Source organism: Mycobacteroides immunogenum (assembly GCF_001605725.1).
Taxonomy (GTDB): Bacteria; Actinomycetota; Actinomycetes; order Mycobacteriales; family Mycobacteriaceae; genus Mycobacterium; species Mycobacterium immunogenum.
The window spans coordinates 3,896,346-3,916,650 of sequence record NZ_CP011530.1 but is presented as its reverse complement, the minus strand read 5'-3'; the positions used below and the strand labels follow the sequence as shown (position 1 = coordinate 3,916,650).

Below are 20,305 nucleotides of genomic sequence, written 5' to 3'. Positions count from 1 at the left end.
CCCACCGCCGCCCTAGCCTGGTTAGGGCTGGCCGTAGTTGAGTGCCATCATCAGCGTCCCGTACACCTTTTTGAGGTGGTCATCGGTGGCGTTGTTGATTTGGTCGAGGTTGTCCAGGGCGAGGCTGATGGGTGTGAGTACCCAGTCGGAGAGGTTCTTGCAGATGTCCTCCGGACTCCAAAATCCGGATTTAGAGTTGAGTACGCCCTGCCCTTCGGGCTGATACGGCACGCTGGGCTGCGGCGTGGAGATATCGCCGGTGAGGTACTTCTGCCACCACTCCAAATTGATGCACGCCGACTTCAGCCGGGCGTCGAAGTCCGCAGGGCTGTTCTTGATGAAGGTGCTCAGCAGCCTGTCCACGACCCATTTGGTCGAGGACGCCTTGAAGTCCAGCGCCACCTCGATGTTCTCGGCAGTGCCCTGTAGTGCTGCCCTCGAGTTGTTCAGGGTGTCGATGTCTGCCGCCAGATGCTTTTTGTCTTGCAGGTAATGGCGGATGGCTTCCTCGCTCGCCGTCGACTGCCAGCTGTGGCCGATGTTCAGTGTCTGGTCGATCAGCTGCTGCTGGATCTCGGCGTTGGCACCGGCCTTGTTGAGGTTGTTGACCGTGTCGCGGACTGCCTTGATGTTGATATCGGCCTGTTCCCAGTAACCGAAGCCGCCCTTGGATCCGTCTTTCGCCGGCGGCAGGCCGTAGTACAGCGGCCAGATCGCCGGTATCCCGAATTCGTCGATACGCCCGAGTCTCGTCGGGTTCTCGTAGATGGCCTTCAGCGGCGGGCCCAGTGTCTCGCACCGCGGCTTGGTGGCCAGGGTACGCAGCTTGTCCTGATAGGTATCCAGGGTCTTGAGATAGTCGGAGAGCACATTGATCGCGGGACGTGCTGGGCCCCAGGGGGTTACGAAGTACTTGGAATCATGCAGAATCTCGTAGCCGTAGTCGGCCATCAGGTGTTCGTTCCCAACGAGCTCGCATTGCCGTCGTCGGTATGCGTGAAGGCGGCGGCCGTGGAGTGCAGATTCTCCGAGTACCAGGCTGACCGTTCACCCCAGTTCTGCATCGTGTGCGCGAGCTTGTTGACGTGCTCGGAGACCGCCGACACCAGGTGTGCGTAGGAGCCGCCGAAGTCTTCGGGACGCAGCTCGGTGGAACGGATCAGTTTCGCCTGGGCGGTGAACTCATCGCCGGCGCCCGACCAGACCGCGCCGAGCTTGTGCACCTTTTCCGGCTCGATGAAGACCCCATCCGGTTCTCCCGACTCGGGGCCGGCGGGGGTGGTGCCAGGTTTCATCGGTCTGCTCCCGATGCGGCCGGGGGAGTGCGGCCCCACAGCTCAGCGGCGAGCTCCCGCCGTTCTTGTTCGTCGGGAATCTCCTGTGCGAGCGCATGGTCGAGATGTCGTTTGAACGCCTGCTCGCCGGCTTCCCGAATGGTTGAGGCTTCACCCTCGAACTCATGCCGCAGGGCGTCGAACTGATCAGCAATCTGCATGGCAAACCTCCCCGTCCGGCGGGTACATCACCTTAGGACCAAGATCCGTTACATCGGTGTGGGTTGACTGTAGAGCGGTGGGCGGCAGTGCGCGCACCGCGCCCGGAGTGCGCCCTCACGGTTATCACGGCTTTCCCGGCTAGACTGGCGTGCCGTGATCAGCCTCGACAAGGTAACCAAGCTCTACAAATCGTCGGCTCGGCCCGCGTTGGACAACGTGAGCCTCGAGATCGACAAGGGTGAGTTTGTGTTCCTCATCGGACCTTCGGGTTCGGGCAAGTCGACATTCATGCGGCTGCTGCTGGCCGAGGAGCTGCCCACCAAGGGCGAAATCCAGGTTTCCAAGTTCCACGTCAACAAGCTGCGAGGCCGTGAGATCCCGCACCTTCGGCAGACGATTGGCTGTGTTTTCCAGGACTTCCGGCTGCTCCAGCAGAAGACGGTGTACGAGAACGTGGCTTTCGCGCTCGAGGTGATCGGCAAGCAGACCGACATCATCAACCGCATCGTGCCCGAGGTGCTCGAGATGGTGAACCTGACGGGCAAGGCCAGCCGGCTGCCCTCGGAGTTGTCCGGTGGCGAGCAGCAGCGCGTCGGCATCGCGCGTGCGTTCGTCAACCGTCCGCTGGTGCTGCTGGCCGATGAACCGACGGGAAACCTGGACCCCGAAACCAGCGAGGACATCATGGGGCTGCTGGAGCGGATCAACCGCACCGGCACCACCGTGCTGATGGCCACGCACGACCATCACATCGTCGACTCGATGCGTCAGCGCGTGATCGAGCTGGAACTGGGCAAGCTGATCCGCGACGAGCAACGCGGTGTCTACGGGGTAGATAGGTAAGTGGAATAGAACATGCGTTTTGGATTCCTGTTCAACGAGGTCGTCACCGGCCTGCGTCGCAATGTGACGATGACGGTGGCGATGATCATCACCACCGCGATTGCGATCGGGCTGTTCGGTGGTGGTCTGTTGGTGATATCCCTGGCCAAGAACTCGAAGGCCATTTACCTGGACCGCGTCGAGACCCAGATCTTCCTGACCGAGGATCTGTCGGCCGGCGACACCAACTGCAGTAGCGATATCTGTAAGGGCCTGCGCGACGAGATCGAAAAGCGTTCCGACATCAAGTCGGTGCGCTTCGTGAACCGCGAGGACGCGTACGCGGACGCGGGTCGGCGGCTGCCGCAGTTCCAGGACCTGATGAAGGACGTAAGCAAGGACGCGTTCCCGGCGTCGTTCATCGTCAAGCTCAAAGACCCCGAGAAGCATGCCGATTTCGACGAAGCATTCGTGGGTAAGCCCGGTGTGCGCGGCGTGCTCAACCAGAAGGACCTCATCGACCGGCTGTTTGCCGTGCTGGACAGCCTGCGTGACGCGGCGTTCATGATCGCCCTGATCCAGGCGGTGGGCGCGGTCTTGTTGATTGCCAACATGGTTCAGGTGGCGGCCTACACCCGGCGTACCGAGGTGGGCATCATGCGTCTGGTGGGTGCCACGCGCTGGTACACCCAGCTGCCGTTCCTGTTGGAGGCTGTTATCGCGGCCCTCGCGGGTGTGGCACTGGCGGTGATCGGCCTGATCATCGCGCGGGTGACCATCCTCAATGGCGCGCTGCAACAGTTCATTCAGGCCAACCTGGTCGCGCCGATCACCTACGGTGACGTGTTCCTCGCGGCCATTCAGATGGCGGCGCTGGGCATCCTGCTGGCCGGCGTGACCGCCTACGTGACGTTGCGTCTGTATGTCCGGCGATGAGTAAGAAACCAACCGACGGGCGCCAGATCATTGCGTCCAACCGCAAGGCGCGGCACAACTATTCGATCATCGATGTCTACGAGGCCGGGGTGCAGCTGGTGGGCACCGAGGTCAAGACTCTTCGCGAGGGGAAGGCCTCCCTGGTAGACGCCTTCGCCACCATCGATGATGGCGAGGTCTGGCTGCGCGCGCTACACATCCCGCAGTACGACCACGGCACCTGGACCAACCACGCCCCACTGCGGAACCGGAAACTGTTGCTGCACAGGGCACAGATTGATCAGCTGGTCGGCAAGGTCCGCGACGGCAACCTCACATTGGTGCCGCTGTCGCTGTACTTCCTGGATGGCAAGGTCAAGGTGGAGCTGGCGCTGGCGCGCGGTAAGCAGGCCCATGACAAGCGGCAGGACATCGCCAAACGGGACGCTTCCCGCGAGATCACCCGTGAGCTGGGGCGGCGCGCCAAGGGCATGTGACCCCGGTTTACGCGGCCACGTATCGAGATCCGCCTTTTGACGGATTCCACTCGAATCTTCCCGTCATAACGTCTATTTCGGCGACGGTTAGAAGGCGCGGCTGCCGGTGGGGGAGAGCACAAATCCGTGCGGACCGTCACCGGAGAAGTTGTTGGGCAGAACGCAGATCGTCTCGCGCTGCTCGCTGATCGCGCAGGTAATCACCTTGTCGGTGGCCTTGAGGCCGTAGGTGATCTTCTGCCCGGGGGACAGTGGCCGGTACACGGTGGGGTCGATGGCCGCGGGTCCCGCCGGCGATGCGTCCGGCCGCGCGACGATCTCCTGCTGCCCCAGGTCGGGCATGTGGCTCAGGCTCGCGGTCTGAGAGTTGAGGGACACGTTGGCGATGTTCTCGTCTCCTGCGACGCCAGGTAGCTTGCCCCAGCACGCGCCGTCAACACCGGTGGCGCGCGAGTTGGAAGTGATACGGCAGCGCAGACCGTCCGGGGTGAGGAATTGCACGCCCGAGGTCGCGTAGGCGGAGTAGGTCTCGAAGGCGGTGGCCTCAACTGCCGTGTACCCGTCAAGATTGGGCACCTGCGGGTCTGCGGACGCTTGACCAGCGAATACAGCCCCGGCCGCCGTGGCGGCGGCATAGGCGATCAGCAGCATGCGCATGTGATTACTCCCGAGATCGGCGACCTTGCGCTGACGCTACCGTGGCACCGGCCGGTAATTCAGTGGCTTCATGGATATCTGGCGGTAGGATGGAGTGTCCCACCGAAGGTCGGTGGGGTGACGGGGCTGAACGGTTTCGACAGCGAGTCTCGACTTAAGGGAAGCGTGCCGGTGCAGGCAAGAGACCACCGTAAGCGTCATTGCAACCAATTAAGCGCCGATTCTCATCAGCGCGACTACGCACTCGCTGCCTAAGCGACTGCGTGTCTGTCAGACCGGGAGCGCCCTCGGCCCGGACCCTGGCATCAGCTAGAGGGACAAACCTACGGGTTCGGTCGCGGGACCCGTAGGGACATCAAACAGCGACTGGGATCGTCATCTCGGCTTGTTCGCGGGACCGAGAGATCCAAGTAGAGGCATAGCGAACTGCGCACGGAGAAGCCTTAATGAACGGCCGTTGGACCCGGGTTCAATTCCCGGCAGCTCCACGGAAAACGGCAGGTCAGCCGGTAGATTTTTACCGGATGGCCTGCCGTCAACATTGTGGTCAACATATTATTGATCCCGTGGCATCAATTCGTGAGCGCCAGCGGCGTGATGGCAGCCCATATTTCTCAGTCCTCTACCGCCTCGATGGGCAACAAACTTCGCTGTCAGTTAACGATCGACAGGAAGCCGAATACGTCTGCGAGCTAATCAACAGACTCGGTCCCGCGAGAGCTCTGGAAATCCTGAAAGTCAGCCCGAAGCCTCGCGCGAAACTGACCGTCGAGGCATGGATCCGACACCACATCGACCATCTGACGGGCGTCGACAAACGCACCATCGAGGACTACAACCGCTTCCTTCGAAACGACATAGCCTCGCACCTCGGCCCAATCCCGCTCGACGACCTCACCCGCGACGACATCGCGCGATGGGTATCCACCATGGAGGGTGTATCGAGCCCGAAGACCATTGCGAACAAACACGGATTCCTATCCGGCGCGCTCGCCGGCGCCGTCACGTCCGGGAAGCTGAAAGCCAACCCGGCCGCGGGTATCCGGTTGCCGCAGAGTCATGCCCAGGAGATGGTGTTCCTCACGCGTGAGCAGTTCGCCGAACTCAATGATCAAGTGACGGAGCCGTGGCGACCGTTCGTTGAGTTCCTGGTCGCTTCGGGGTGCCGCCTGTCGGAAGCCACAGCGTTGCGGCCCGACGACGTCGATCAGGCCGCGGGCACGGTACGGATCTGGCAGTCGTGGCGGCGCGGTGGTGGTGGATATCGACTCGCGCCACCGAAGACCGAACGATCGAAACGAACGATCAACGTGGGCAGAGGTACTTTGGAGAAGCTGACGTATTCGGGGGAGTGGCTGTTCACGAATTCGGGACGCGGCCGGCGCGCGGAATCTGGCCCGGTTCGACCTCCGAACTTCCGCGCTAACGTGTGGTGGCCCGCAGTTGAGAGAACAGCCCTGCCGCGTAAACCCCGCATTCACGATCTGCGGCACACGTGCGCGTCGTGGATGATCCTGGCCGGTGTTCCGTTACCAGTCGTCCAGCGCCACCTCGGTCACGAATCCATTCAGACGACCGTCGACCTCTACGGGCATATCGATCGAGCGAGCGCCGAGGCGGCTGCCAACGCAATCGCGAACATGCTTGCTATGGGGTGAGTTTGGTTCCCTCCGGGCGTAGAAGGGGGATCACGGGGCGCGGCAATGCGAGTTTGGCCGCGAGGTCCACCATCCCGTTTCGCAAATATGGATAGATCGCCAGGATTCCTGCCTTCTCGACAAACTCCTGCACGACGTCTTGAGGCACTTCGCACGGTTGGTTCACGGTGAATTGGGCGAGGGCATCTACGGCATACGCTGCGCCTTCGCCGGAAAGCGTTGCCTTGCAGAGTATTTCGATAGAGGTTTCGCCCTGGCGCACCAGAACTTGGACAGCGAAGGGCTCGTCGGCATCTGAGATCTCTGCGGATAGCCGGGTGTATGTGATATCCGAAAGGTCTGTAATCCCCAGCAGATCTCGTGCGTCGTTGACAACTGGGGGAGCGACTTCGTTCATACGCACGCGACCACGCGGAACTCAGTGGCATCTGCCACCCGTGATACGCGGTGCGCGGGGATGTCTCCGCCTGGCCATTCGACGTTCTTGAAGATGTTGGTCACGTTCAGAAACTCATTCAACCCCCCTTTTTGTGGGGGTATAGCGACTAGCCGCGCGTAGAGCCAACTATCGACTTTGGTGTGGTCCTCAGCGGTGGGAAACGCCACAGACTCGGAGAAGAGGCCGTTGCTTGAAAGCCATGCCGCGACGTCGCCCCATAGCCATAGTTCGCCGCTGACCATTACGTATGGGGTGGGGAAGGGGGTGTTGGCCATCCGGTCGCCGCGGACCCAATTGCCGACGGTCTGGCGGCGGACGTCGGCGCGCTCGGAAATCTCGCGTCGATCGACGAGGTCGGGAACGGTCCGTGTGGGGTTGAGACCGGAGTCGAGTAGGACCTGAGCAGCTCGGATACCTGCACGTGAGGCGTTGATGCCCTCGATCGCGACGACCACCACAGTTAGACCGCCATGGGCGTATGCAGTTGCGTCGTGGCAGCCCTTAGCCACCGATGCGAGGCGCTCGTCATCGGGACCTTGTAGTTCATTCGTCGCGAAAGAGAACTCGTAGACGGGCATGGCGCCAGTGTCCAACCCCATTCATCTGTTGTCAACTGGAAACAGATACCTCAATGTGGCTTTTTAGGGCATTTTCGGCAGAACCGTTCGATCTGTTGCGCGTGATAGTCGGCATCGTTCGGCGTTCCGTTGACGGCGAACCAGCCCTTGCCGCCAAGGCCACCGCAAGGGCACCAAAGTGTGTATAGGTGTCCCCCCTTGGTCAGCTTCCAGCCCTTGCGCATGTACTTGGAGACGACTTTGTAAACCGGGCCTTCCAGGCTTTTCCGTGCCTGGGATCTGCTGACTTGCTCGCCGCTCACCTACACCCCCTGCCCCAGGCGTTTGTGTTTCATAATCGAATCGAATCACACGATCTGGACATCCTGTGTTTTGTCGATGGACACGCCGAGCCTCCGCATCTGGTAGCTCATAGAGGGCGTTCGCGCTCCGCTCGCTCCATCGCGGAGCAGCCTCGATGGTGGCATCGGTCTGCCCGGATGCACACGTAACACCCGCGTTCCGTCAGCCTGCAGGCCCCCCGCGTTCTAGCTGAGCGTCGGCAATAAGAACTTTCCAAGGGCCTGGATCGGGGTAGTCGGCTTGGTGAGCGTTGCTGGGGTGTGTGAATTCTGTATAGCGCGGTATACGAAGTTGTGCCGACCTGTGCAGTGATTTGCGCCGACTTTTTCCGCCAATGTCCACCCGACAGTGTCGTACATTGTCGGGTATTGGCGTCTAACGTCGTCTGGCGACCAGGGGAATTCCGCCGATCGAGGCGTAACGATGCACCCTTAAGTGCCAGTGCATCACCGTGTGCAGAACTGTGTAGAACTCGATTAAACATTGTGCTGTGCAAGTTAGCTGGAGGTGTTGTCAAGGCTGCCTTGACCAGCTTGGATGGTAGTTGCGTGTCGACGGATCTTGTGCTGAGATCGAAAGGTGACGCCACGAAAGGGCCCAAGATGGGTGCTGGCTCTATTCCAGCCAGGGTGAGATGGACCTCGAAATATCTAGGACCACTAGACATTGTACCGGAGGTTCTAGGTAGATTCGAAATATTGAGCAAATTGCGGGAATTCGTATTTCGAAGTTGAAATATAGCTCTGAAAATTCAATTGATAAATAAATGGAGCCCTTGACTTACAACAAGCGGAAGGCTCGGTGCGCGAACACCGAGCCTTCCTGACCGAAAAACTACTTGGGAGCAGGTTTCAGTCATGTACGAGGCTACGCCACGCGACACAATCCGTAAACACGATGAATGCACTCTTAGTGCGGCAGAAGTAATCAATCGTGAGCAAAAAACTAGCCCTAAGGCAGTTGACGATACCTGCCCTGAACAGGGCAGATGCGGTTATCCGGCGGATACGACACGTTGTTCAGGTCGTCGGCAGACGCACTACACAGGCGGTGATGAGGACACGAACCATCGCCACACAAAACTTCGCCTAGGCGACACAGGTGAACATACCGGTTTCGTTGGTGAACGTCTAGGTGGCTACGACCTTCTTCTTCAACACATGTTGGAGATCAATCATCTTCTTGATGTTGTGCCACAAGAATCTTGGTCTGCGGCAGAGGCGGGAGTGCTAGCTGCTGCGCTTAGAGGCATCGCCGCCGGACGCGCTTCCGCGAAGTCGCGATTCAACTTCGGGGAGCGCAGGTTTCGTATCGTCCAGTGAGGATGTGGCATCCCGGCTCGGGGTGTTTCCGGCCGGCGTGCGCATTACTGTCCGAATCGAACCGTCGAAGACGACCATCTCCGCGAACTCACGTCGATACCGGGCCTGCGCGGCGTCGTACTCGGCGTCCGTCATGGGCAGTTGAGCGTGGAGATCTGGGTCGCCGCCTTGATGCGGAGTCGACAGCCTTGCCGCAAGGTATCTCGCGTACTGCCCGTCGCCTATCTCGGGTGCGTAGCTCTGCTGCTGGTTGTGGTCGTCGCCCAATGATGACCACGCTTGGTGAACCAAGGCTTGGTGTCTGGCCTGCTCGCGTGCGCGCCGTCGCATCTCTGCGTGGTGCTCGGCCAGCGACTGGGAGACGATAGCTTCCACGGCGGAAAGTGACTGATCCGACAGCTCGTGGGGATCAGCGGTTCGCTTCGAAAAATACGTTGGCCAGCTGGTCGCATGTTGTACAGCGGAATGCGCGGCTTCCTCCGGTGATAGCTCGGTCGCCACCCACGGCGTTGCAGAGTCTGCTAGTGCTCTGTGTAGCTGGTCGCGTTCCCGATAGATGCGAGCCAGCCATCCTTCCAGTTGGGGTGCGTACCTCCCGGTAAGTATTCGAACAATCGTCGTTGCAGAGATCTTCGAGATTATCTCCTGCGCCGCTCCGCGCAGGCGATTTGACGGGTTGGATTCGAGTACAGCTTCCACGAGCTCATGGACGGCTGACCATGCCTCTTCAACGATCGCAGTCTCTGAGTCCAGACCTTGCTGCCATGCCTCCGGATCGAATTCCGTGGGTATCAGGCTGGCCAGTCCGCGTCCGAGGCCGACCGGCGAGTAACGAGCGGTTACAGGGTCGCCGCCGATGCTGGTATCGGTTCCGGTGGATTGGGGGATAGGCGTGAGATCGCCAGTCTTCTGACTTAACACAGGTGGCATGCCTCCGTCGGCTGGCGGGTTGGAGAGCCACTTCGCTGCGGATCCTGCCTGCCAATCCAATGGCGCGTCCAACTTGCGCAGTGTCGATGCCGCGATGTTCACCGGCTCGCCGTCGAGAATCTTGCGCAACGTTGAATCACTGGGCCCGCCGCGGTCCGCTACGTCGAGTTGAGTCAGCCCAAGCTCATCCAGGCGGCGCCTCACGACGGCCGCAAACGCTCCTGTATTCCGTGGCATGCCCCTAGTGTGTCAGAAAATTTGGGCAAACTTTCGGATCGGATGGCAAACGCCATGCGTGTAATTTCCAGCATCGTTACGACTCTTAGCGGTAAAGGCGCAGGTCAACCAGGTTTGCCGAATGCCAAAATGATCCAGAATTACGGTTTGCCATCGGATTCATCTCGTGTAGCGTTACCGATATGCCAAACGGACCCGAATCCAAACGGTATTCAACCCGCAGAGCGACTAAAGTGCCGCCCCACGTCCCGCTAGGGGTTCTCCGCCGCGTCTCAGGGCTCAAGCTCGAAGAAGTCGCCGAGCTTATCGCCGAAGTCACCGGAGATCGCCCGACGAGGGGCGCGCTGAGTGCCATTGAAAATGGACACCGCGGTGCAAGCGCACAGTTGATTGCCGGACTTGAGCACGCGTACAACCTGCCAGCTGGGTCGATCTCAACCACCTACGTTCCGCGAGTTACCCCGTCCAAGTCGGAGGTGGCCTGATGGGCGCCGACCTGACTCTCGCCTCAGCGCGTTCCGAACGTGACGCGCTCGCGGATCGCGTCGAGGTACTCGACAAGGTTGGCGTGCTCCGCACCCTGCCCGACGACATGAATGTCACCACCGAGATGGTCGCGTCGTTTTACGACGTACCAGTGAAGACGATCCAGACCCTCGTAATGCGCAACCGCGAGGAACTGGATGACGACGGCCTCAACGTCGTCTCGCGCGCCGACTTTGAACTGACCTTCAATATGAAGGCTGGTAGAGCAGGCACTTTCCTGATCTACCCGCGTCGCGCAGTGCTGCGGATTGGCATGCTGCTGCGTGATTCACGGGTGGCCCGCCAGGTTCGTGATCACCTTTTGGATTCTGAGCGACCGATCGCTACCCGTGAGGAGCGTTTCGCGATCGCACTACTTGACGCGAAGGCGATGATCGATCAGCGCGACGATCGCATCGCCGAGTTGGAGCCGAAGGCTCGCAAGTTCGACAACTTCCTCTCCGCTGACGGCGACTACGACGTCAACGAAACGGCGAAGGTGATGCAGCGCGCAGGTATCGAGACCGGGGAAACGCGGCTCTGGGCGGCTCTAAATGACGAAGTCCGCTGGACATACAAGGACCACAAGGGGCGCCCTCGCGCATACCAGTCCGCCATCAATTCTGGCTACTTGCGTGAGAAGCCCATGGGGGAGTGGGTCGATGACGACGGCCGAATCCACCTGCGAACTCCACAAGTGCGTGTCACACCGAGGGGTATCGACAAGCTGGTCGAGAAGCTGGCGGCGTCCGCGTGACTGTCACGACCTATCCGCTTGAGGAGGCTGCCGAGCATTTCGGCAATTCGCCGGAGTGGCTGGCTGTACAGCTCCGTTCGGGTCGGTTCAGTGGCTACAAGGTGGGTCGGAAGTGGCGGATGTCCGACGCGGACATCGCCGAGGCGCTGGAGAAGTGCCGTCGCGAAGTGCGCCCAGAAACGCCAGCGGGCGAGGTGGAAGCTGGGTCACGGCTGACTAGCGCCACGGCGACCACTCGGCGCAGGTTCGCATCATAGATCGCTGAATTACTTTGCAGAACAACTGAATACATGAAAACGCTGGCGATGCCTAACCGCCAAGAAAGCCACCGCCAGCGTCCCCTTCACCAACCCCTATCTACGAGGAGTCGGCATGCAACACCGTAGCTCTGTTCGTCATACCCGTCTACTGATTGCGGCTGGTGTCGGCGCCGCAATCGCCGTGCTAGCCAGTCCCGCACCGGCAGCACACGCCGACCCGGTCATCGACTACACCGGCAAGACCGCGCAGACCGTGTGCGCGCTGCTGGACAGCACTCCGACCTTCGGCGGGATCGCGCTTGTCGGGCAGCTGATCCATAACGACGGCTTCAGCTATGAGGCTGCCGGCCGGGTCATCAAGCTCTCAATCGAGGCGTATTGCCCTCGGCGCGTTCCGTTGTGGAACCGGTTCGTGGAATCGGCGAACAGTGACACCCCCGATCACACACCGGCCGTCACCGCGCCCGCACCGACTCGGGTCGCCTGATGAGCGCCACCGGTGACCGGTGCCCGCGTGAGGCCGCACCGGAAACTCTGGACTGCCCGCGCGGCTGTGGCTACCAGGTGCTCGCCAAACCTGTGACAACACAAGGTGTGTGGAACGCAGGCCCGTGGCGGATGCAGGTGCACAACCGTGTCGCGGAGATCTTCGGCCGCTGCCCCGTGCCGCCCATGGTCGGGAAGGGGACGCGCTGATGGGATTCGGCCCCAACCCCGCCGATGTGCGCGCCGCAGAGATCGCGGCACGGGAAGCGCGAGATCGCCTCACGTCGAAACCGTTGACACCGTTCGAAACGGAACTGCTGGCAGTGCTCGGCGAGATCCGGGACGCGCTCAAGGCAGCCGGGAACAGCGCTGGGGCTGTCACCGGATCGGGCGACGGCGGTGGAACGTCCCGCCGTCGCCAACTCAAACAGCCCGACGAACGCTCGAAACAGTGTGCGTGCGGCCGGCAGGTCTACCTGGGTAGCGCTTCGCGCAGGTGGGTGCATATCGATGACGCCACGCCTGCTTGCGAGGTGGTCTGAATGGCTCGGCGTCTACCCCCGCCACCCCTGGATACCGCGGACAAGATGTGGCGCGCTGCCGCGCTGCTCGCCGAGATCAACCACGTCTACGGCGAAGACGCTCACTTTTCGTGGAGTGTTTTCGAGCTTCGGTTGACCGCGCAGCTGCTGGAACACGCGAACGCATCGAAGCGGAAATCCTCTGTGGTGAAACGGAAAGCGTCATGACTGCCCCGGTGCTCGATGTCGACGTCGCGGACCTCGTTGGCGCTATGCCGCAGCGGGCGTGCGAATGCATGTCGATCTACTGCGAACAGCACATCGGCCGGGTGTGTGGCCGCGCCGCGAAATGGATGGTGCGTTGCCATTCCTACGACTACATCTTCAAACGGTGTCTTGACCCGGTGTTGCACATGTGTGATGACTGCCTCGAAATTTGCACGAAAGCGTGTGAAGCGCTGGATCTTCCGGCCCAGTGCGAGTGCGGGCAGGCGTTCGAATGCGTCGCCGACATGTTGAAGGTTGTGTCGCTGTGATCGGGCGTCGAACGCCGCTGTGCCCGGTCTGCCGGCAGCCGGTCTATCCGACAGCCGATCGGACGGTGCGCTGGCACAACGACTCATTGGGGGCGTGTGTGTGTCCAATGTCCGGCAAGCCGTATGGGTCGCTTCGGCCGGCCCCTGAGAGCAAGGCGATTGCGTCATGACCGCGAATCCCACCACCGGCATTACCGGTATCTACACGAAACGTGATCCGCAGTTCCTGCAACCGGGATCAGAGATGTGGTCGAGGGTCATCACGCCTTCGAAAGTCGCTGCCATCCTTGGGGTTTCTCGCTACGAGTCGGCATACCGGCTGTGGCACCGCATGCAGGGTCTCGTCGATCCGGAACCGCCTAAAGAAGTATTCGACATCGGGCATGACCTCGAAGCGTATGCCGCGAACAGGTGGCGCCGCCGAAACACTGGGTGGCGTTTATCCGAAGGTGAAGTGCAGGTGCACATCGACCCGGACAAATTCGGGTTTCCGTGTGTGGCGACTGTGGACCGGCGCGGCGTCCGGGGACGTTCACGGCGCGTTGTCGAGTTCAAGTCGGCTCGGCACTTCAACGATCTGGAACTGTTCGGCGACGACCTGACCGGCGATTGCCCGGAAGACTATGCGGCGCAGGTGCTGACGCAAATGTTGTTCACCGGATGGACGGATCTTCCCGGTCACCTGCTAGTGGTGGGGCCGTACTACAACGAACGGATCTACGAAATCGAGTTCGATCCGAGCACGGCGGCGTGGATTCTCGATGAAGCGCAGAAGTTCTGGGGGCTGCTGCAGTCCAACAAGGTGCCGGACCTCGATAACACGGTGCACACCTACAGCTGCATCCGCGAGATGAACCCCGAAATCAATGCGGACGCGACCACGGTCCTCGACGGCGCCGAGGCTCTGCAATTCGTCACGGCCAGAGCTGAATTCGACCGTGCCGAAGAGAACTACCAGGGCGCGAAAAACATGCTCATGAAACGCATGGAACGCGACAAGCGCGCCGAATTCGGCGGCGTGAAGATCGCGCACCGACAGAAGTCCGGAAAGAACTCGATCGCACTCTATGCGGCCAAAGGTGTCACACCCGAACAAATCCGATTCCTGAACGGAGACAACCAATCATGACCGAAACCACCACCACGGGCGCTGAAATCGCTGTGCTGCCAGCGGCTGGACTACCTACCGTGCCCGAGGCGCTAGGCACACTCGTCTCCCAAGTCGCCGCTATGCGCGACGCGATGGAACTCGCCAACGGTCTCTGCGACAGCGAACTAGTTCCAGCGCTCTACCGCGGGAAACCCGGAAACGGTGCTGTAGCAATTCTCTACGGCGCAGAGCTGGGACTCAACCCCATTCAGTCGCTGCAACAGATTTTCGTGGTGCAGGGGAAACCTGCTATCTACGCGCGCACCGCCGTTGCTCTGGTGAAGACTGCCGCGGGGATCGTGGTTCAAACAGTCGAGACAAGCGACGAGCGGGTCACCGTCACCGCCACGGACCCACGCACCGGTCAGGTTGAAACGTCGACGTGGGACATTGCCCGCGCCGAAAAGGCCAAGTACACCGGCAACTCCAAGTACCAAACCGATCCGCAGGCCATGTTGTACGCGAAGGCAGCGATGGAAGTGTGCCGCAAGATCGCGCCCGACGTACTGCTCGGTATCCCTTACAGCCGTGAGGAACTGGAGCTAGAGCCACAACCGATCAAGGTCCAATCGGAGCGGTTACCGCAGCGCGCCAAGGGCACCAGCGCGTTGCGTGAGCGCGCCGCCGCAGCATCCGGGCCGGCCGAGCAGCCCGCCTCTACCGCGGATGGCGATAAGCCGATGTCTGCGGCGTCCCGGCAGAAGTGGCTGAACCGCATGTTTCAGCTGTTCGCCGCCGGCAAGACCACCGAACCGGAAGAACAACGCATCGTCATCGCTGTACTGACTGGGGCGGACCGGCTGCCTGAGCACCGCGACGACATGACCGACGCGCAGCTCCGCGACATCGTCACCACACTCAACAACTGGCAGAAGGACTCCGACGACCTGCTCGCCGACAGCCTCGGCGACATCTTGTGCGCCTGGGATGCCCGCGAACCGGATTCAGAGGAAGACACCACGCCGGCCGCGCCGGATGGGGAGCAAGGCGAACTCGGACTCGAAAGCGATCAGAACTGATGGCGCGCACCGGGAAGTTCACGGCGTGCGGAGGGCTGACGCTCGGCGCCGTGAACATGTTCGTCACCAACGCCATTCAGGCCAGATACGGCCCCGACTCGACGGTTTGGGTGTCCAAGCCGGACCAAGACGGCGACGTCATCTTGACCGTCACCGATTCCACCCAAGACCCGGCCGACAACCCGTCGGACGCTGCCGACCCAACCGGGCCGGAAACCACCACCACCGCAGGGAGATAACACCGCCATGGGAACCGTAACCAAACCCAAGGACTTGAAGTCCACCAACGCACTCGACAACATCCCGAACGAGGACGGTGGTGCAGAGCTGCGGCTAGGGCCGAACGTCCTGCTCGTGATGGATGAGCCGCCAGCGCTGTGCGACAACATCGACATCGTTGTGAGGCTGCGCGTCGTGTCCAAGGGCGTCGACAAGGAAACCCCCGACAGCGACGAAACCGCCTACCGGCGTTGCAAGCTCGTCACAGCCTGGAAGTTCGGCGGCAAGGCGCCGGCCAACCCCGACCTAAACCAGGGTTCCATGCTCGACGTCGTTGACGGCACCGCGGTCCCATCGGCTGAGGCGACGGGCGACACCGAACCCGTAGCCGAGACCGGGCCGGAGTTCAGCGATGAGGGGTAATCCGAGCCGTGCTCGGCGCCGGGCCGCACGCGCGGTCCGGCAGACCTCACGGATGACCGACTACCAGCGGAATCGTCAAGCCGAGCAGCTGCGCGGCGTCGACAAGATCCGCGACTACCTCGACGACATCGACCTCGACGTCACCAACGAACTTGAGGACGGCGCGTTGGCCGACATGTTGATCGGTGGCGCGGTGGAACAAGGGCTCACGAATCCAGCGGTGGACTACCACCCGCAAGACCCTTCTGACCAGGGGAAAAGCGGACAGGTGGACGACTCGGCCGGACCGGCTGCAGAAGTAGTCCACCCGACTACGCACTACCACTCGGACACCGAACCCGTACGGGAGCCCAATGCCTATGAACTGGCGATACTCGGCGCGCTGCAACACAAGAGCGTGTACCTGGGTGATGTTCCGGTAGATGAGATCCGGCGGCGCCGCCTGCGGAACCGCGACTCGAAGCGGGCACGCCGTCTGCAGCGCCGAAGCAAGGTACGGCGCATGAAGCGCCGCCACAGGGCAGCGGTCGGCAACGCTGCAGCGTTCGCGATGTTCATGCTGACCGCGGCGTTCATCGGCGCCGTCACGATGCTCGACTCGCCCGGCTGGTGGATCTCATGACCATGACCAACGCCGAGCCGCGCGAGTTCCCGATCGGTGTCGTCGTAACCCTCGCTCTCGGAAACCCGGACCGGATCTTCTGCCTTCTGTCCCAGGTGTACGACGTGTTGGGGTACATGCTCGGCTACGTGCCGCTCGTATCTGAGATGGCGCCGGCATTTGACGCGTGCAGAACCGTGGTACGCGAACAGTATCCGGGTCTTGCCGCGGCTGTCGACCCCGGCCGAACGCCTGCGTTCGAGACGCTCGCCGTTGACACCGAAATCTTGCAGTGGCTCAGCAACTTGGCTCGTGAACACGGCGAAATGTTCCCGCTGACGCCGCTGCCGGTACACGCCTTGCCCGATGAGTTTCCGCCGCAGCCCGCAGCGCAACCGTTGGTCGTGGTCGAACCGGCGGTCGACGCGTGAGGTGCGCGAAGTTCGTCGGCGACCGCACCGACGAGTTCACCGTCGGTCAGCAGTTCGGCGAAACCGTTGAAGGCCGTCGAGTCCGGGTCGTATCCGTCACATACGACCCGGACACGGACCGAACCGTAGTCGAAGGCGAACCGCTGGCACCCGACGCGCCAGAAGGGTTGCGGCTGCGCTACTTCGGTGGCCGCGACCCCAACGCCGAACCCCCAGACAGTGTCCAACCCCTCGCCGATGAGGTAACACCCCAATGAGTCTGCATATCACGCTGACCGATTTCTTCTGCGGTGCAGGCGGTTCAAGCACGGGAGCGGTAGAGGTCGAAGGCGTGGCGGTCCGGGCAGCTGCGAACCATTGGCAGCTGGCCGTCGAGACGCACAACGCCAATCATCCAGACGCAGACCACTATTGCGCTGACCTATCACAGATCCATCCCGTGTACTTCCCGAAGACGACCATGGGTTGGTTCTCGCCGGAGTGCACCAACCATTCGCAAGCCAAGGGCCGAAAGCGCGTAGATACGCAACCCGATCTGTTCGGCGACACCCTGCCCGACGAAGCCGCCGAACGCTCCCGTGCCACCATGTGGGACGTCATCCGGTTCTCCGAATTCCACCAATACGAAATGGTATTCGTGGAAAACGTAGTCGAGGCCGCGGCGTGGGCGCCATTCCCGGCGTGGCTTGCGGCCATGGAATCACTGGGCTACGACCACCAGCTCGTGATGCTCAACTCGATGCACGCGCAACTGGCCGGATTCGGAGCGCCGCAATCCCGCGATCGGCTGTATGTGGTGTTCTGGCGGCGCGGCAACCGCAAGCCCGATCTTGAGCGCATCGTGCGCCCACGCGCCGTATGCCCAGACTGCGGGCCGATCGACGCCATGCAGGTATTCAAGAAACCCGGCAACACCGTCGGCCGCTACCGCCAGCAATACGCGTTCCGCTGCCCTAAGACCAAGTGCCGCAACAGAGTCGTCGAACCGTTGGTGCGAGTCGCCGGCGACATCATCGATTGGTCACTGCTGGGTGAACGCCTCGGCGACAAGTCGCTCAAGAAATTTGTCGACAAGAAAACCGGCGAGGTGAGCTACGGGCCGCTAGCCCCCAAGACGATGGCGCGGGTCCGCGCCGGCATAGACCGGTACTGGCTGCCGCTACTGGTACCTGTGGAGGGCCGCGAGGGTAAGGAAGCGCGCCCCGTCTCCGAGCCCGTCCGGACGATGACGACACGCAGCGAAACTGGCCTGCTGGTGCCCTGCGGCGGTACCTGGCGTGACGGCGCTGCACCAACCAGTGAGCCGTTCTCGACCCGAACCACCAGGGAGACCGACGGCTTGGCGTTCATCGCCGAGCTACGCGGCGGCAGCAGCGACGCACGGCCTGTGAGTCGCCCGCTGGCGACCGTGACCGCATCAGGTAATCATCACGCGCTGGTCATCTCGGACGAACGTCCCACGATCGATCTCGACGACGTCCGGTTCCGCATGCTGGAACCACGCGAAATCAAACGCGCTATGGACTTCCCGGCCGACTACGTGATCAAAGGAAACCGGCGTGAACAGGTCCGTATGGCAGGAAACGCTGTCACCCCGCCTAGCTCACGCGACCTGATCACTGCAGGCGTGGAGAGCCTGACATGACGGCCTTACCTGCCCCGCGGTACGCCCGGACACGCGCACCCCGCGTGGTGAAACAGCCGCTCCCGTGGTTCACGTTCCGCTGCCAGCGCTGCGACCAAGAATTCCGCGCCCGGTTCATCGCCCGCGAATGCCGATCCTGCTGGGCCGAAAGCGCAGCCATCTACCCGACACTCTGGCCCGGCACCGGCGAGGTCAGCGGATCATGAGCATCTTCAACCGATTCCTGATCTACGGGCAGAGCAAATTCGGCTCTGTCCCAGTCATCTGGGTTCCGCGCAGGTTTAGGAACAGTGACCGGAATGTCGCCCAATGCCATCTTCAAGTTCATGCCAGACAGCAGAACGTAGACCATCTGCGCCTGCAACCAGCTGCAGTCTCTGATGGCCGCCAGCAGCTCGTCCCGATCTACTTTTACAGGCTCAGGAAAGGGATCCAAACCCGTTGCGACAACGGTCCGTTGGATCGAAACCAGGTGTTCACCATCCGCCGCGAAATGCGCCGAATGCGCTATACCGTCACGCAGCGTCTTGCGTTTCTTGTAGACATCTTCGAAGAGTTCGAGGTCTGCGTCAGTCTTCAATTCGTCTGCTATAGCAAGGAACAGCGGCACCCTCTCGTCATCCCTGATACGGCTGACCGCCAGTTTCCAAACTCGCTCAGCCGCCATCCCGAGCCGCTTCGAGAAGAATGTTCTCGCAACTACCTCGTCGACGTAATTCTGAACACGCGAGTAGGCGCCAAGGAACTGCAGAAGCAGCGTGCGTATGTCCTCTTGCGGGGCAGTAGAGCTGGTCACCCGGATCAGATTACTGAACGGGCATTGGGTTCGGGCGCCGATTCAAGTAGTCGGTACCGATGAGGTACAGGCGGCGTCGGTTTCCTCGTTGCACGGTGTGCGGCGAACTTGTGACCTGCAACCAGGGTGAGCGCCATCTGTCGTGCTCGCCGATCTGCAAGGTCGACAGCTGCCGGGAACCGATCCCGTCCACCGGACACAAATGCAACGTGAAGAAAGAAAACGAACATGCCTGAACTCACCGTCACCGTCTACACCGCGGGAACGTCCTGCCAGCCCTGCCGAATGACGCTGAGACACCTGGACCGCCTCGGAATCGCTTACACCGCAATCCCAATCGACTCCGACGACGCCATCCGTGAGGCGGCAATCGAACTCGGTATGAAGACCGCACCGATCGTGTGTGTCGCCACACCGGCCGGCGAGGACCAGTGGGACGGCTACCGGCCAGACAAGCTCGACGCGCTGGCAGCGGAGGCCGCGTGATGCCTATCCGCCCCGAGAACCGCTCCCGTTACCCCAAGGACTGGCCCGAGATATCGCGCCGGATTCGATTCGAGCGCGCCCAAGGCCGCTGCGAGTGCGAGGGCGAGTGCCGGCGGGGCACACACCTTCGCCGGTGCCCGAACATCAACGGACAGCCCGCCTACGGCACTGGCAGCCGGGTTGTGCTGACCGTCGCGCACCTGAATCACACGCCCGAGGACAGCCGCGAGGAGAACCTGCGCGCCATGTGCCAGGGGTGCCACCTGCACTACGACCTGGAGCACCATGCGCAGACGCGCCAGCGGTCCCACACGGCAGCCATGGAAGCACAGATGGATTCGTTGTTCGACACCGAGGAGGTGCGCGCGTAGTGGCGTGGTTCTACGTCGATGACGGGTTCAGCGATTCGAAGCCAATCATGAACCTGCCCGTGACCCCTGTCCGTGTTCCGATGCGGATCGCGGTTGCCGGCGCGTGGGTGCTGGCGGGGTCGTGGTCAGCAAAGGAAGAGACCGACGGCTACATCCCACACGCGAAGCTGAAATCCCTTCTCGTAC

Annotated in this window: 30 protein-coding genes and 1 other RNA gene; 22 read left to right on the top strand and 9 right to left on the bottom strand. The window is 61.6% G+C overall.

Annotation, left to right across the window (positions count from 1 at the left end):
* Positions 1 to 21: 21 nt before the first annotated feature.
* The 3 genes from ABG82_RS19580 to ABG82_RS19570 are packed head-to-tail and all read right to left on the bottom strand — an operon-like array spanning position 22 to position 1,495.
* Complete coding sequence (locus ABG82_RS19580; RefSeq protein ID WP_043080112.1) at positions 22 to 951, bottom strand: hypothetical protein; 930 nt, start codon at positions 949 to 951, stop codon at positions 22 to 24.
* Positions 951 to 1,295: a type VII secretion target gene (locus tag ABG82_RS19575; RefSeq protein ID WP_052511123.1), complete on the bottom strand. Its 345-nt coding sequence runs from the start codon at positions 1,293 to 1,295 to the stop codon at positions 951 to 953. Before ABG82_RS19575 ends, ABG82_RS19580 begins: the two co-directional genes overlap by 1 nt.
* Positions 1,292 to 1,495, bottom strand: coding sequence for a hypothetical protein (locus tag ABG82_RS19570; protein ID WP_043080113.1), 204 nt, complete (start codon positions 1,493 to 1,495; stop codon positions 1,292 to 1,294). The genes ABG82_RS19575 and ABG82_RS19570 overlap by 4 nt, the downstream gene beginning before the upstream one ends.
* 154 nt (positions 1,496 to 1,649) lie before the next feature.
* Between ABG82_RS19570 and ftsE the strand changes: the two genes are divergently transcribed.
* Genes ftsE through smpB form a run of 3 tightly spaced genes read left to right on the top strand, consistent with a single transcriptional unit; the run spans position 1,650 to position 3,730 of the window.
* Positions 1,650 to 2,339, top strand: coding sequence for a cell division ATP-binding protein FtsE (gene ftsE / locus ABG82_RS19565; protein WP_043080114.1), 690 nt, complete (start codon positions 1,650 to 1,652; stop codon positions 2,337 to 2,339).
* Between the two features lie 12 nt (positions 2,340 to 2,351).
* A complete protein-coding gene (gene ftsX / locus ABG82_RS19560; protein ID WP_043080115.1) occupies positions 2,352 to 3,254 on the top strand; it encodes a permease-like cell division protein FtsX in 903 nt (300 codons plus the stop codon).
* A complete protein-coding gene (gene smpB / locus ABG82_RS19555) occupies positions 3,251 to 3,730 on the top strand; it encodes an SsrA-binding protein SmpB (RefSeq protein WP_043080116.1) in 480 nt (159 codons plus the stop codon). Before ftsX ends, smpB begins: the two co-directional genes overlap by 4 nt.
* 87 nt (positions 3,731 to 3,817) lie before the next feature.
* Here the strand turns inward: smpB and ABG82_RS19550 are convergent, their stop codons facing one another.
* Positions 3,818 to 4,387 (bottom strand): hypothetical protein, encoded by a 570-nt coding sequence (locus tag ABG82_RS19550; protein WP_043080117.1) that lies wholly within the window; start codon positions 4,385 to 4,387, stop codon positions 3,818 to 3,820.
* A gap of 122 nt (positions 4,388 to 4,509) precedes the next feature.
* Here ABG82_RS19550 and ssrA point away from each other — a divergent pair.
* Positions 4,510 to 4,878, top strand: a transfer-messenger RNA (tmRNA) gene (gene ssrA, locus ABG82_RS19545).
* 75 nt (positions 4,879 to 4,953) lie between these two features.
* A complete protein-coding gene (locus ABG82_RS19540) occupies positions 4,954 to 6,045 on the top strand; it encodes a tyrosine-type recombinase/integrase (protein ID WP_043080118.1) in 1,092 nt (363 codons plus the stop codon).
* Here the strand turns inward: ABG82_RS19540 and ABG82_RS19535 are convergent.
* The 4 genes from ABG82_RS19535 to ABG82_RS19525 form a co-directional block, all read right to left on the bottom strand.
* On the bottom strand, positions 6,035 to 6,442 hold the full coding sequence (locus ABG82_RS19535; RefSeq protein WP_043080119.1) for a hypothetical protein: 408 nt from the start codon (positions 6,440 to 6,442) through the stop codon (positions 6,035 to 6,037). The genes ABG82_RS19540 and ABG82_RS19535 overlap by 11 nt on opposite strands.
* Positions 6,439 to 7,062, bottom strand: a complete 624-nt coding sequence (locus ABG82_RS19530; RefSeq protein WP_054491490.1) for a hypothetical protein — start codon at positions 7,060 to 7,062, stop codon at positions 6,439 to 6,441. Before ABG82_RS19530 ends, ABG82_RS19535 begins: the two co-directional genes overlap by 4 nt.
* A 50-nt stretch (positions 7,063 to 7,112) precedes the next feature.
* Positions 7,113 to 7,364, bottom strand: a complete 252-nt coding sequence (locus tag ABG82_RS28330) for a hypothetical protein (protein WP_131676346.1) — start codon at positions 7,362 to 7,364, stop codon at positions 7,113 to 7,115.
* 1,269 nt (positions 7,365 to 8,633) lie between these two features.
* Entirely contained in the window at positions 8,634 to 9,893 is a 1,260-nt protein-coding gene (locus ABG82_RS19525; protein ID WP_052511125.1) for a helix-turn-helix domain-containing protein, read from the bottom strand.
* A gap of 484 nt (positions 9,894 to 10,377) precedes the next feature.
* Between ABG82_RS19525 and ABG82_RS19520 the strand changes: the two genes are divergently transcribed.
* From ABG82_RS19520 to ABG82_RS19450, 15 genes are all read left to right on the top strand, one after another.
* On the top strand, positions 10,378 to 11,175 hold the full coding sequence (locus tag ABG82_RS19520; protein WP_052511126.1) for a phage antirepressor KilAC domain-containing protein: 798 nt from the start codon (positions 10,378 to 10,380) through the stop codon (positions 11,173 to 11,175).
* Entirely contained in the window at positions 11,172 to 11,432 is a 261-nt protein-coding gene (locus tag ABG82_RS19515; protein ID WP_043080121.1) for a helix-turn-helix domain-containing protein, read from the top strand. Before ABG82_RS19520 ends, ABG82_RS19515 begins: the two co-directional genes overlap by 4 nt.
* Positions 11,433 to 11,547: 115 nt before the next feature.
* Positions 11,548 to 11,922 (top strand): DUF732 domain-containing protein, encoded by a 375-nt coding sequence (locus tag ABG82_RS19510; protein WP_234708110.1) that lies wholly within the window; start codon positions 11,548 to 11,550, stop codon positions 11,920 to 11,922.
* Positions 11,922 to 12,131 (top strand): hypothetical protein, encoded by a 210-nt coding sequence (locus ABG82_RS19505; protein ID WP_043080122.1) that lies wholly within the window; start codon positions 11,922 to 11,924, stop codon positions 12,129 to 12,131. Before ABG82_RS19510 ends, ABG82_RS19505 begins: the two co-directional genes overlap by 1 nt.
* A complete protein-coding gene (locus ABG82_RS19500) occupies positions 12,131 to 12,463 on the top strand; it encodes a hypothetical protein (RefSeq protein ID WP_043080123.1) in 333 nt (110 codons plus the stop codon). Before ABG82_RS19505 ends, ABG82_RS19500 begins: the two co-directional genes overlap by 1 nt.
* A complete protein-coding gene (locus tag ABG82_RS19495) occupies positions 12,464 to 12,670 on the top strand; it encodes a hypothetical protein (RefSeq protein WP_043080124.1) in 207 nt (68 codons plus the stop codon).
* Positions 12,667 to 12,978, top strand: a complete 312-nt coding sequence (locus ABG82_RS19490) for a hypothetical protein (RefSeq protein WP_043080125.1) — start codon at positions 12,667 to 12,669, stop codon at positions 12,976 to 12,978. Before ABG82_RS19495 ends, ABG82_RS19490 begins: the two co-directional genes overlap by 4 nt.
* 166 nt (positions 12,979 to 13,144) lie before the next feature.
* Entirely contained in the window at positions 13,145 to 14,107 is a 963-nt protein-coding gene (locus tag ABG82_RS19485; RefSeq protein ID WP_043080126.1) for a YqaJ viral recombinase family protein, read from the top strand.
* The gene (locus tag ABG82_RS19480) at positions 14,104 to 15,147 is read left to right on the top strand and encodes a hypothetical protein (protein ID WP_043080127.1); all 1,044 of its coding nucleotides are present in this window, start codon (positions 14,104 to 14,106) and stop codon (positions 15,145 to 15,147) included. Before ABG82_RS19485 ends, ABG82_RS19480 begins: the two co-directional genes overlap by 4 nt.
* Entirely contained in the window at positions 15,147 to 15,386 is a 240-nt protein-coding gene (locus tag ABG82_RS19475; protein WP_043080128.1) for a hypothetical protein, read from the top strand. Before ABG82_RS19480 ends, ABG82_RS19475 begins: the two co-directional genes overlap by 1 nt.
* 7 nt (positions 15,387 to 15,393) lie before the next feature.
* The gene (locus ABG82_RS19470) at positions 15,394 to 15,789 is read left to right on the top strand and encodes a hypothetical protein (RefSeq protein ID WP_043080129.1); all 396 of its coding nucleotides are present in this window, start codon (positions 15,394 to 15,396) and stop codon (positions 15,787 to 15,789) included.
* A gap of 52 nt (positions 15,790 to 15,841) precedes the next feature.
* The gene (locus tag ABG82_RS19465; RefSeq protein WP_043080130.1) at positions 15,842 to 16,411 is read left to right on the top strand and encodes a hypothetical protein; all 570 of its coding nucleotides are present in this window, start codon (positions 15,842 to 15,844) and stop codon (positions 16,409 to 16,411) included.
* Entirely contained in the window at positions 16,408 to 16,821 is a 414-nt protein-coding gene (locus ABG82_RS19460) for a hypothetical protein (protein ID WP_234708112.1), read from the top strand. Before ABG82_RS19465 ends, ABG82_RS19460 begins: the two co-directional genes overlap by 4 nt.
* Complete coding sequence (locus ABG82_RS19455; RefSeq protein ID WP_043080131.1) at positions 16,818 to 17,078, top strand: hypothetical protein; 261 nt, start codon at positions 16,818 to 16,820, stop codon at positions 17,076 to 17,078. Before ABG82_RS19460 ends, ABG82_RS19455 begins: the two co-directional genes overlap by 4 nt.
* Positions 17,075 to 18,466 carry a DNA cytosine methyltransferase gene (locus ABG82_RS19450; protein WP_043080132.1) on the top strand — a complete coding sequence of 464 codons (1,392 nt, stop codon included), beginning with the start codon at positions 17,075 to 17,077 and terminating at the stop codon, positions 18,464 to 18,466. The genes ABG82_RS19455 and ABG82_RS19450 overlap by 4 nt, the downstream gene beginning before the upstream one ends.
* Positions 18,467 to 18,626: 160 nt before the next feature.
* Here ABG82_RS19450 and ABG82_RS19445 read toward each other — a convergent pair whose 3' ends face one another.
* Positions 18,627 to 19,262: a hypothetical protein gene (locus ABG82_RS19445; protein WP_043080133.1), complete on the bottom strand. Its 636-nt coding sequence runs from the start codon at positions 19,260 to 19,262 to the stop codon at positions 18,627 to 18,629.
* A 228-nt stretch (positions 19,263 to 19,490) separates the two neighbouring features.
* Here ABG82_RS19445 and ABG82_RS19435 point away from each other — a divergent pair, with 228 nt between their 5' ends.
* Positions 19,491 to 19,748, top strand: coding sequence for a glutaredoxin family protein (locus ABG82_RS19435; protein ID WP_043080135.1), 258 nt, complete (start codon positions 19,491 to 19,493; stop codon positions 19,746 to 19,748).
* The gene (locus ABG82_RS19430; RefSeq protein ID WP_043080136.1) at positions 19,748 to 20,119 is read left to right on the top strand and encodes a hypothetical protein; all 372 of its coding nucleotides are present in this window, start codon (positions 19,748 to 19,750) and stop codon (positions 20,117 to 20,119) included. The genes ABG82_RS19435 and ABG82_RS19430 overlap by 1 nt, the downstream gene beginning before the upstream one ends.
* Positions 20,120 to 20,305: the final 186 nt, after the last annotated feature.

Coding starts and splice junctions, on each gene's coding strand:
- ABG82_RS19435 (WP_043080135.1), top strand. CDS start 19,491: ATGCCTGAACTCACCGTCACCGTCTACACCGCGGGAACGTCCTGCCAG.
- ABG82_RS19460 (WP_234708112.1), top strand. CDS start 16,408: ATGACCATGACCAACGCCGAGCCGCGCGAGTTCCCGATCGGTGTCGTC.
- ABG82_RS19520 (WP_052511126.1), top strand. CDS start 10,378: ATGGGCGCCGACCTGACTCTCGCCTCAGCGCGTTCCGAACGTGACGCG.
- ABG82_RS19570 (WP_043080113.1), bottom strand. CDS start 1,495: ATGCAGATTGCTGATCAGTTCGACGCCCTGCGGCATGAGTTCGAGGGT.
- ABG82_RS19505 (WP_043080122.1), top strand. CDS start 11,922: ATGAGCGCCACCGGTGACCGGTGCCCGCGTGAGGCCGCACCGGAAACT.
- ABG82_RS19480 (WP_043080127.1), top strand. CDS start 14,104: ATGACCGAAACCACCACCACGGGCGCTGAAATCGCTGTGCTGCCAGCG.
- ABG82_RS19430 (WP_043080136.1), top strand. CDS start 19,748: ATGCCTATCCGCCCCGAGAACCGCTCCCGTTACCCCAAGGACTGGCCC.
- ABG82_RS19535 (WP_043080119.1), bottom strand. CDS start 6,442: ATGAACGAAGTCGCTCCCCCAGTTGTCAACGACGCACGAGATCTGCTG.
- smpB (WP_043080116.1), top strand. CDS start 3,251: ATGAGTAAGAAACCAACCGACGGGCGCCAGATCATTGCGTCCAACCGC.
- ABG82_RS19580 (WP_043080112.1), bottom strand. CDS start 951: ATGGCCGACTACGGCTACGAGATTCTGCATGATTCCAAGTACTTCGTA.
- ABG82_RS19500 (WP_043080123.1), top strand. CDS start 12,131: ATGGGATTCGGCCCCAACCCCGCCGATGTGCGCGCCGCAGAGATCGCG.
- ABG82_RS19530 (WP_054491490.1), bottom strand. CDS start 7,062: ATGCCCGTCTACGAGTTCTCTTTCGCGACGAATGAACTACAAGGTCCC.
- ABG82_RS19510 (WP_234708110.1), top strand. CDS start 11,548: ATGCAACACCGTAGCTCTGTTCGTCATACCCGTCTACTGATTGCGGCT.
- ABG82_RS19470 (WP_043080129.1), top strand. CDS start 15,394: ATGGGAACCGTAACCAAACCCAAGGACTTGAAGTCCACCAACGCACTC.
- ABG82_RS19525 (WP_052511125.1), bottom strand. CDS start 9,893: ATGCCACGGAATACAGGAGCGTTTGCGGCCGTCGTGAGGCGCCGCCTG.
- ABG82_RS19550 (WP_043080117.1), bottom strand. CDS start 4,387: ATGCGCATGCTGCTGATCGCCTATGCCGCCGCCACGGCGGCCGGGGCT.
- ABG82_RS19495 (WP_043080124.1), top strand. CDS start 12,464: ATGGCTCGGCGTCTACCCCCGCCACCCCTGGATACCGCGGACAAGATG.
- ABG82_RS19575 (WP_052511123.1), bottom strand. CDS start 1,295: ATGAAACCTGGCACCACCCCCGCCGGCCCCGAGTCGGGAGAACCGGAT.
- ABG82_RS19490 (WP_043080125.1), top strand. CDS start 12,667: ATGACTGCCCCGGTGCTCGATGTCGACGTCGCGGACCTCGTTGGCGCT.
- ABG82_RS19475 (WP_043080128.1), top strand. CDS start 15,147: ATGGCGCGCACCGGGAAGTTCACGGCGTGCGGAGGGCTGACGCTCGGC.
- ABG82_RS19465 (WP_043080130.1), top strand. CDS start 15,842: ATGACCGACTACCAGCGGAATCGTCAAGCCGAGCAGCTGCGCGGCGTC.
- ftsX (WP_043080115.1), top strand. CDS start 2,352: ATGCGTTTTGGATTCCTGTTCAACGAGGTCGTCACCGGCCTGCGTCGC.
- ABG82_RS19485 (WP_043080126.1), top strand. CDS start 13,145: ATGACCGCGAATCCCACCACCGGCATTACCGGTATCTACACGAAACGT.
- ABG82_RS19450 (WP_043080132.1), top strand. CDS start 17,075: ATGAGTCTGCATATCACGCTGACCGATTTCTTCTGCGGTGCAGGCGGT.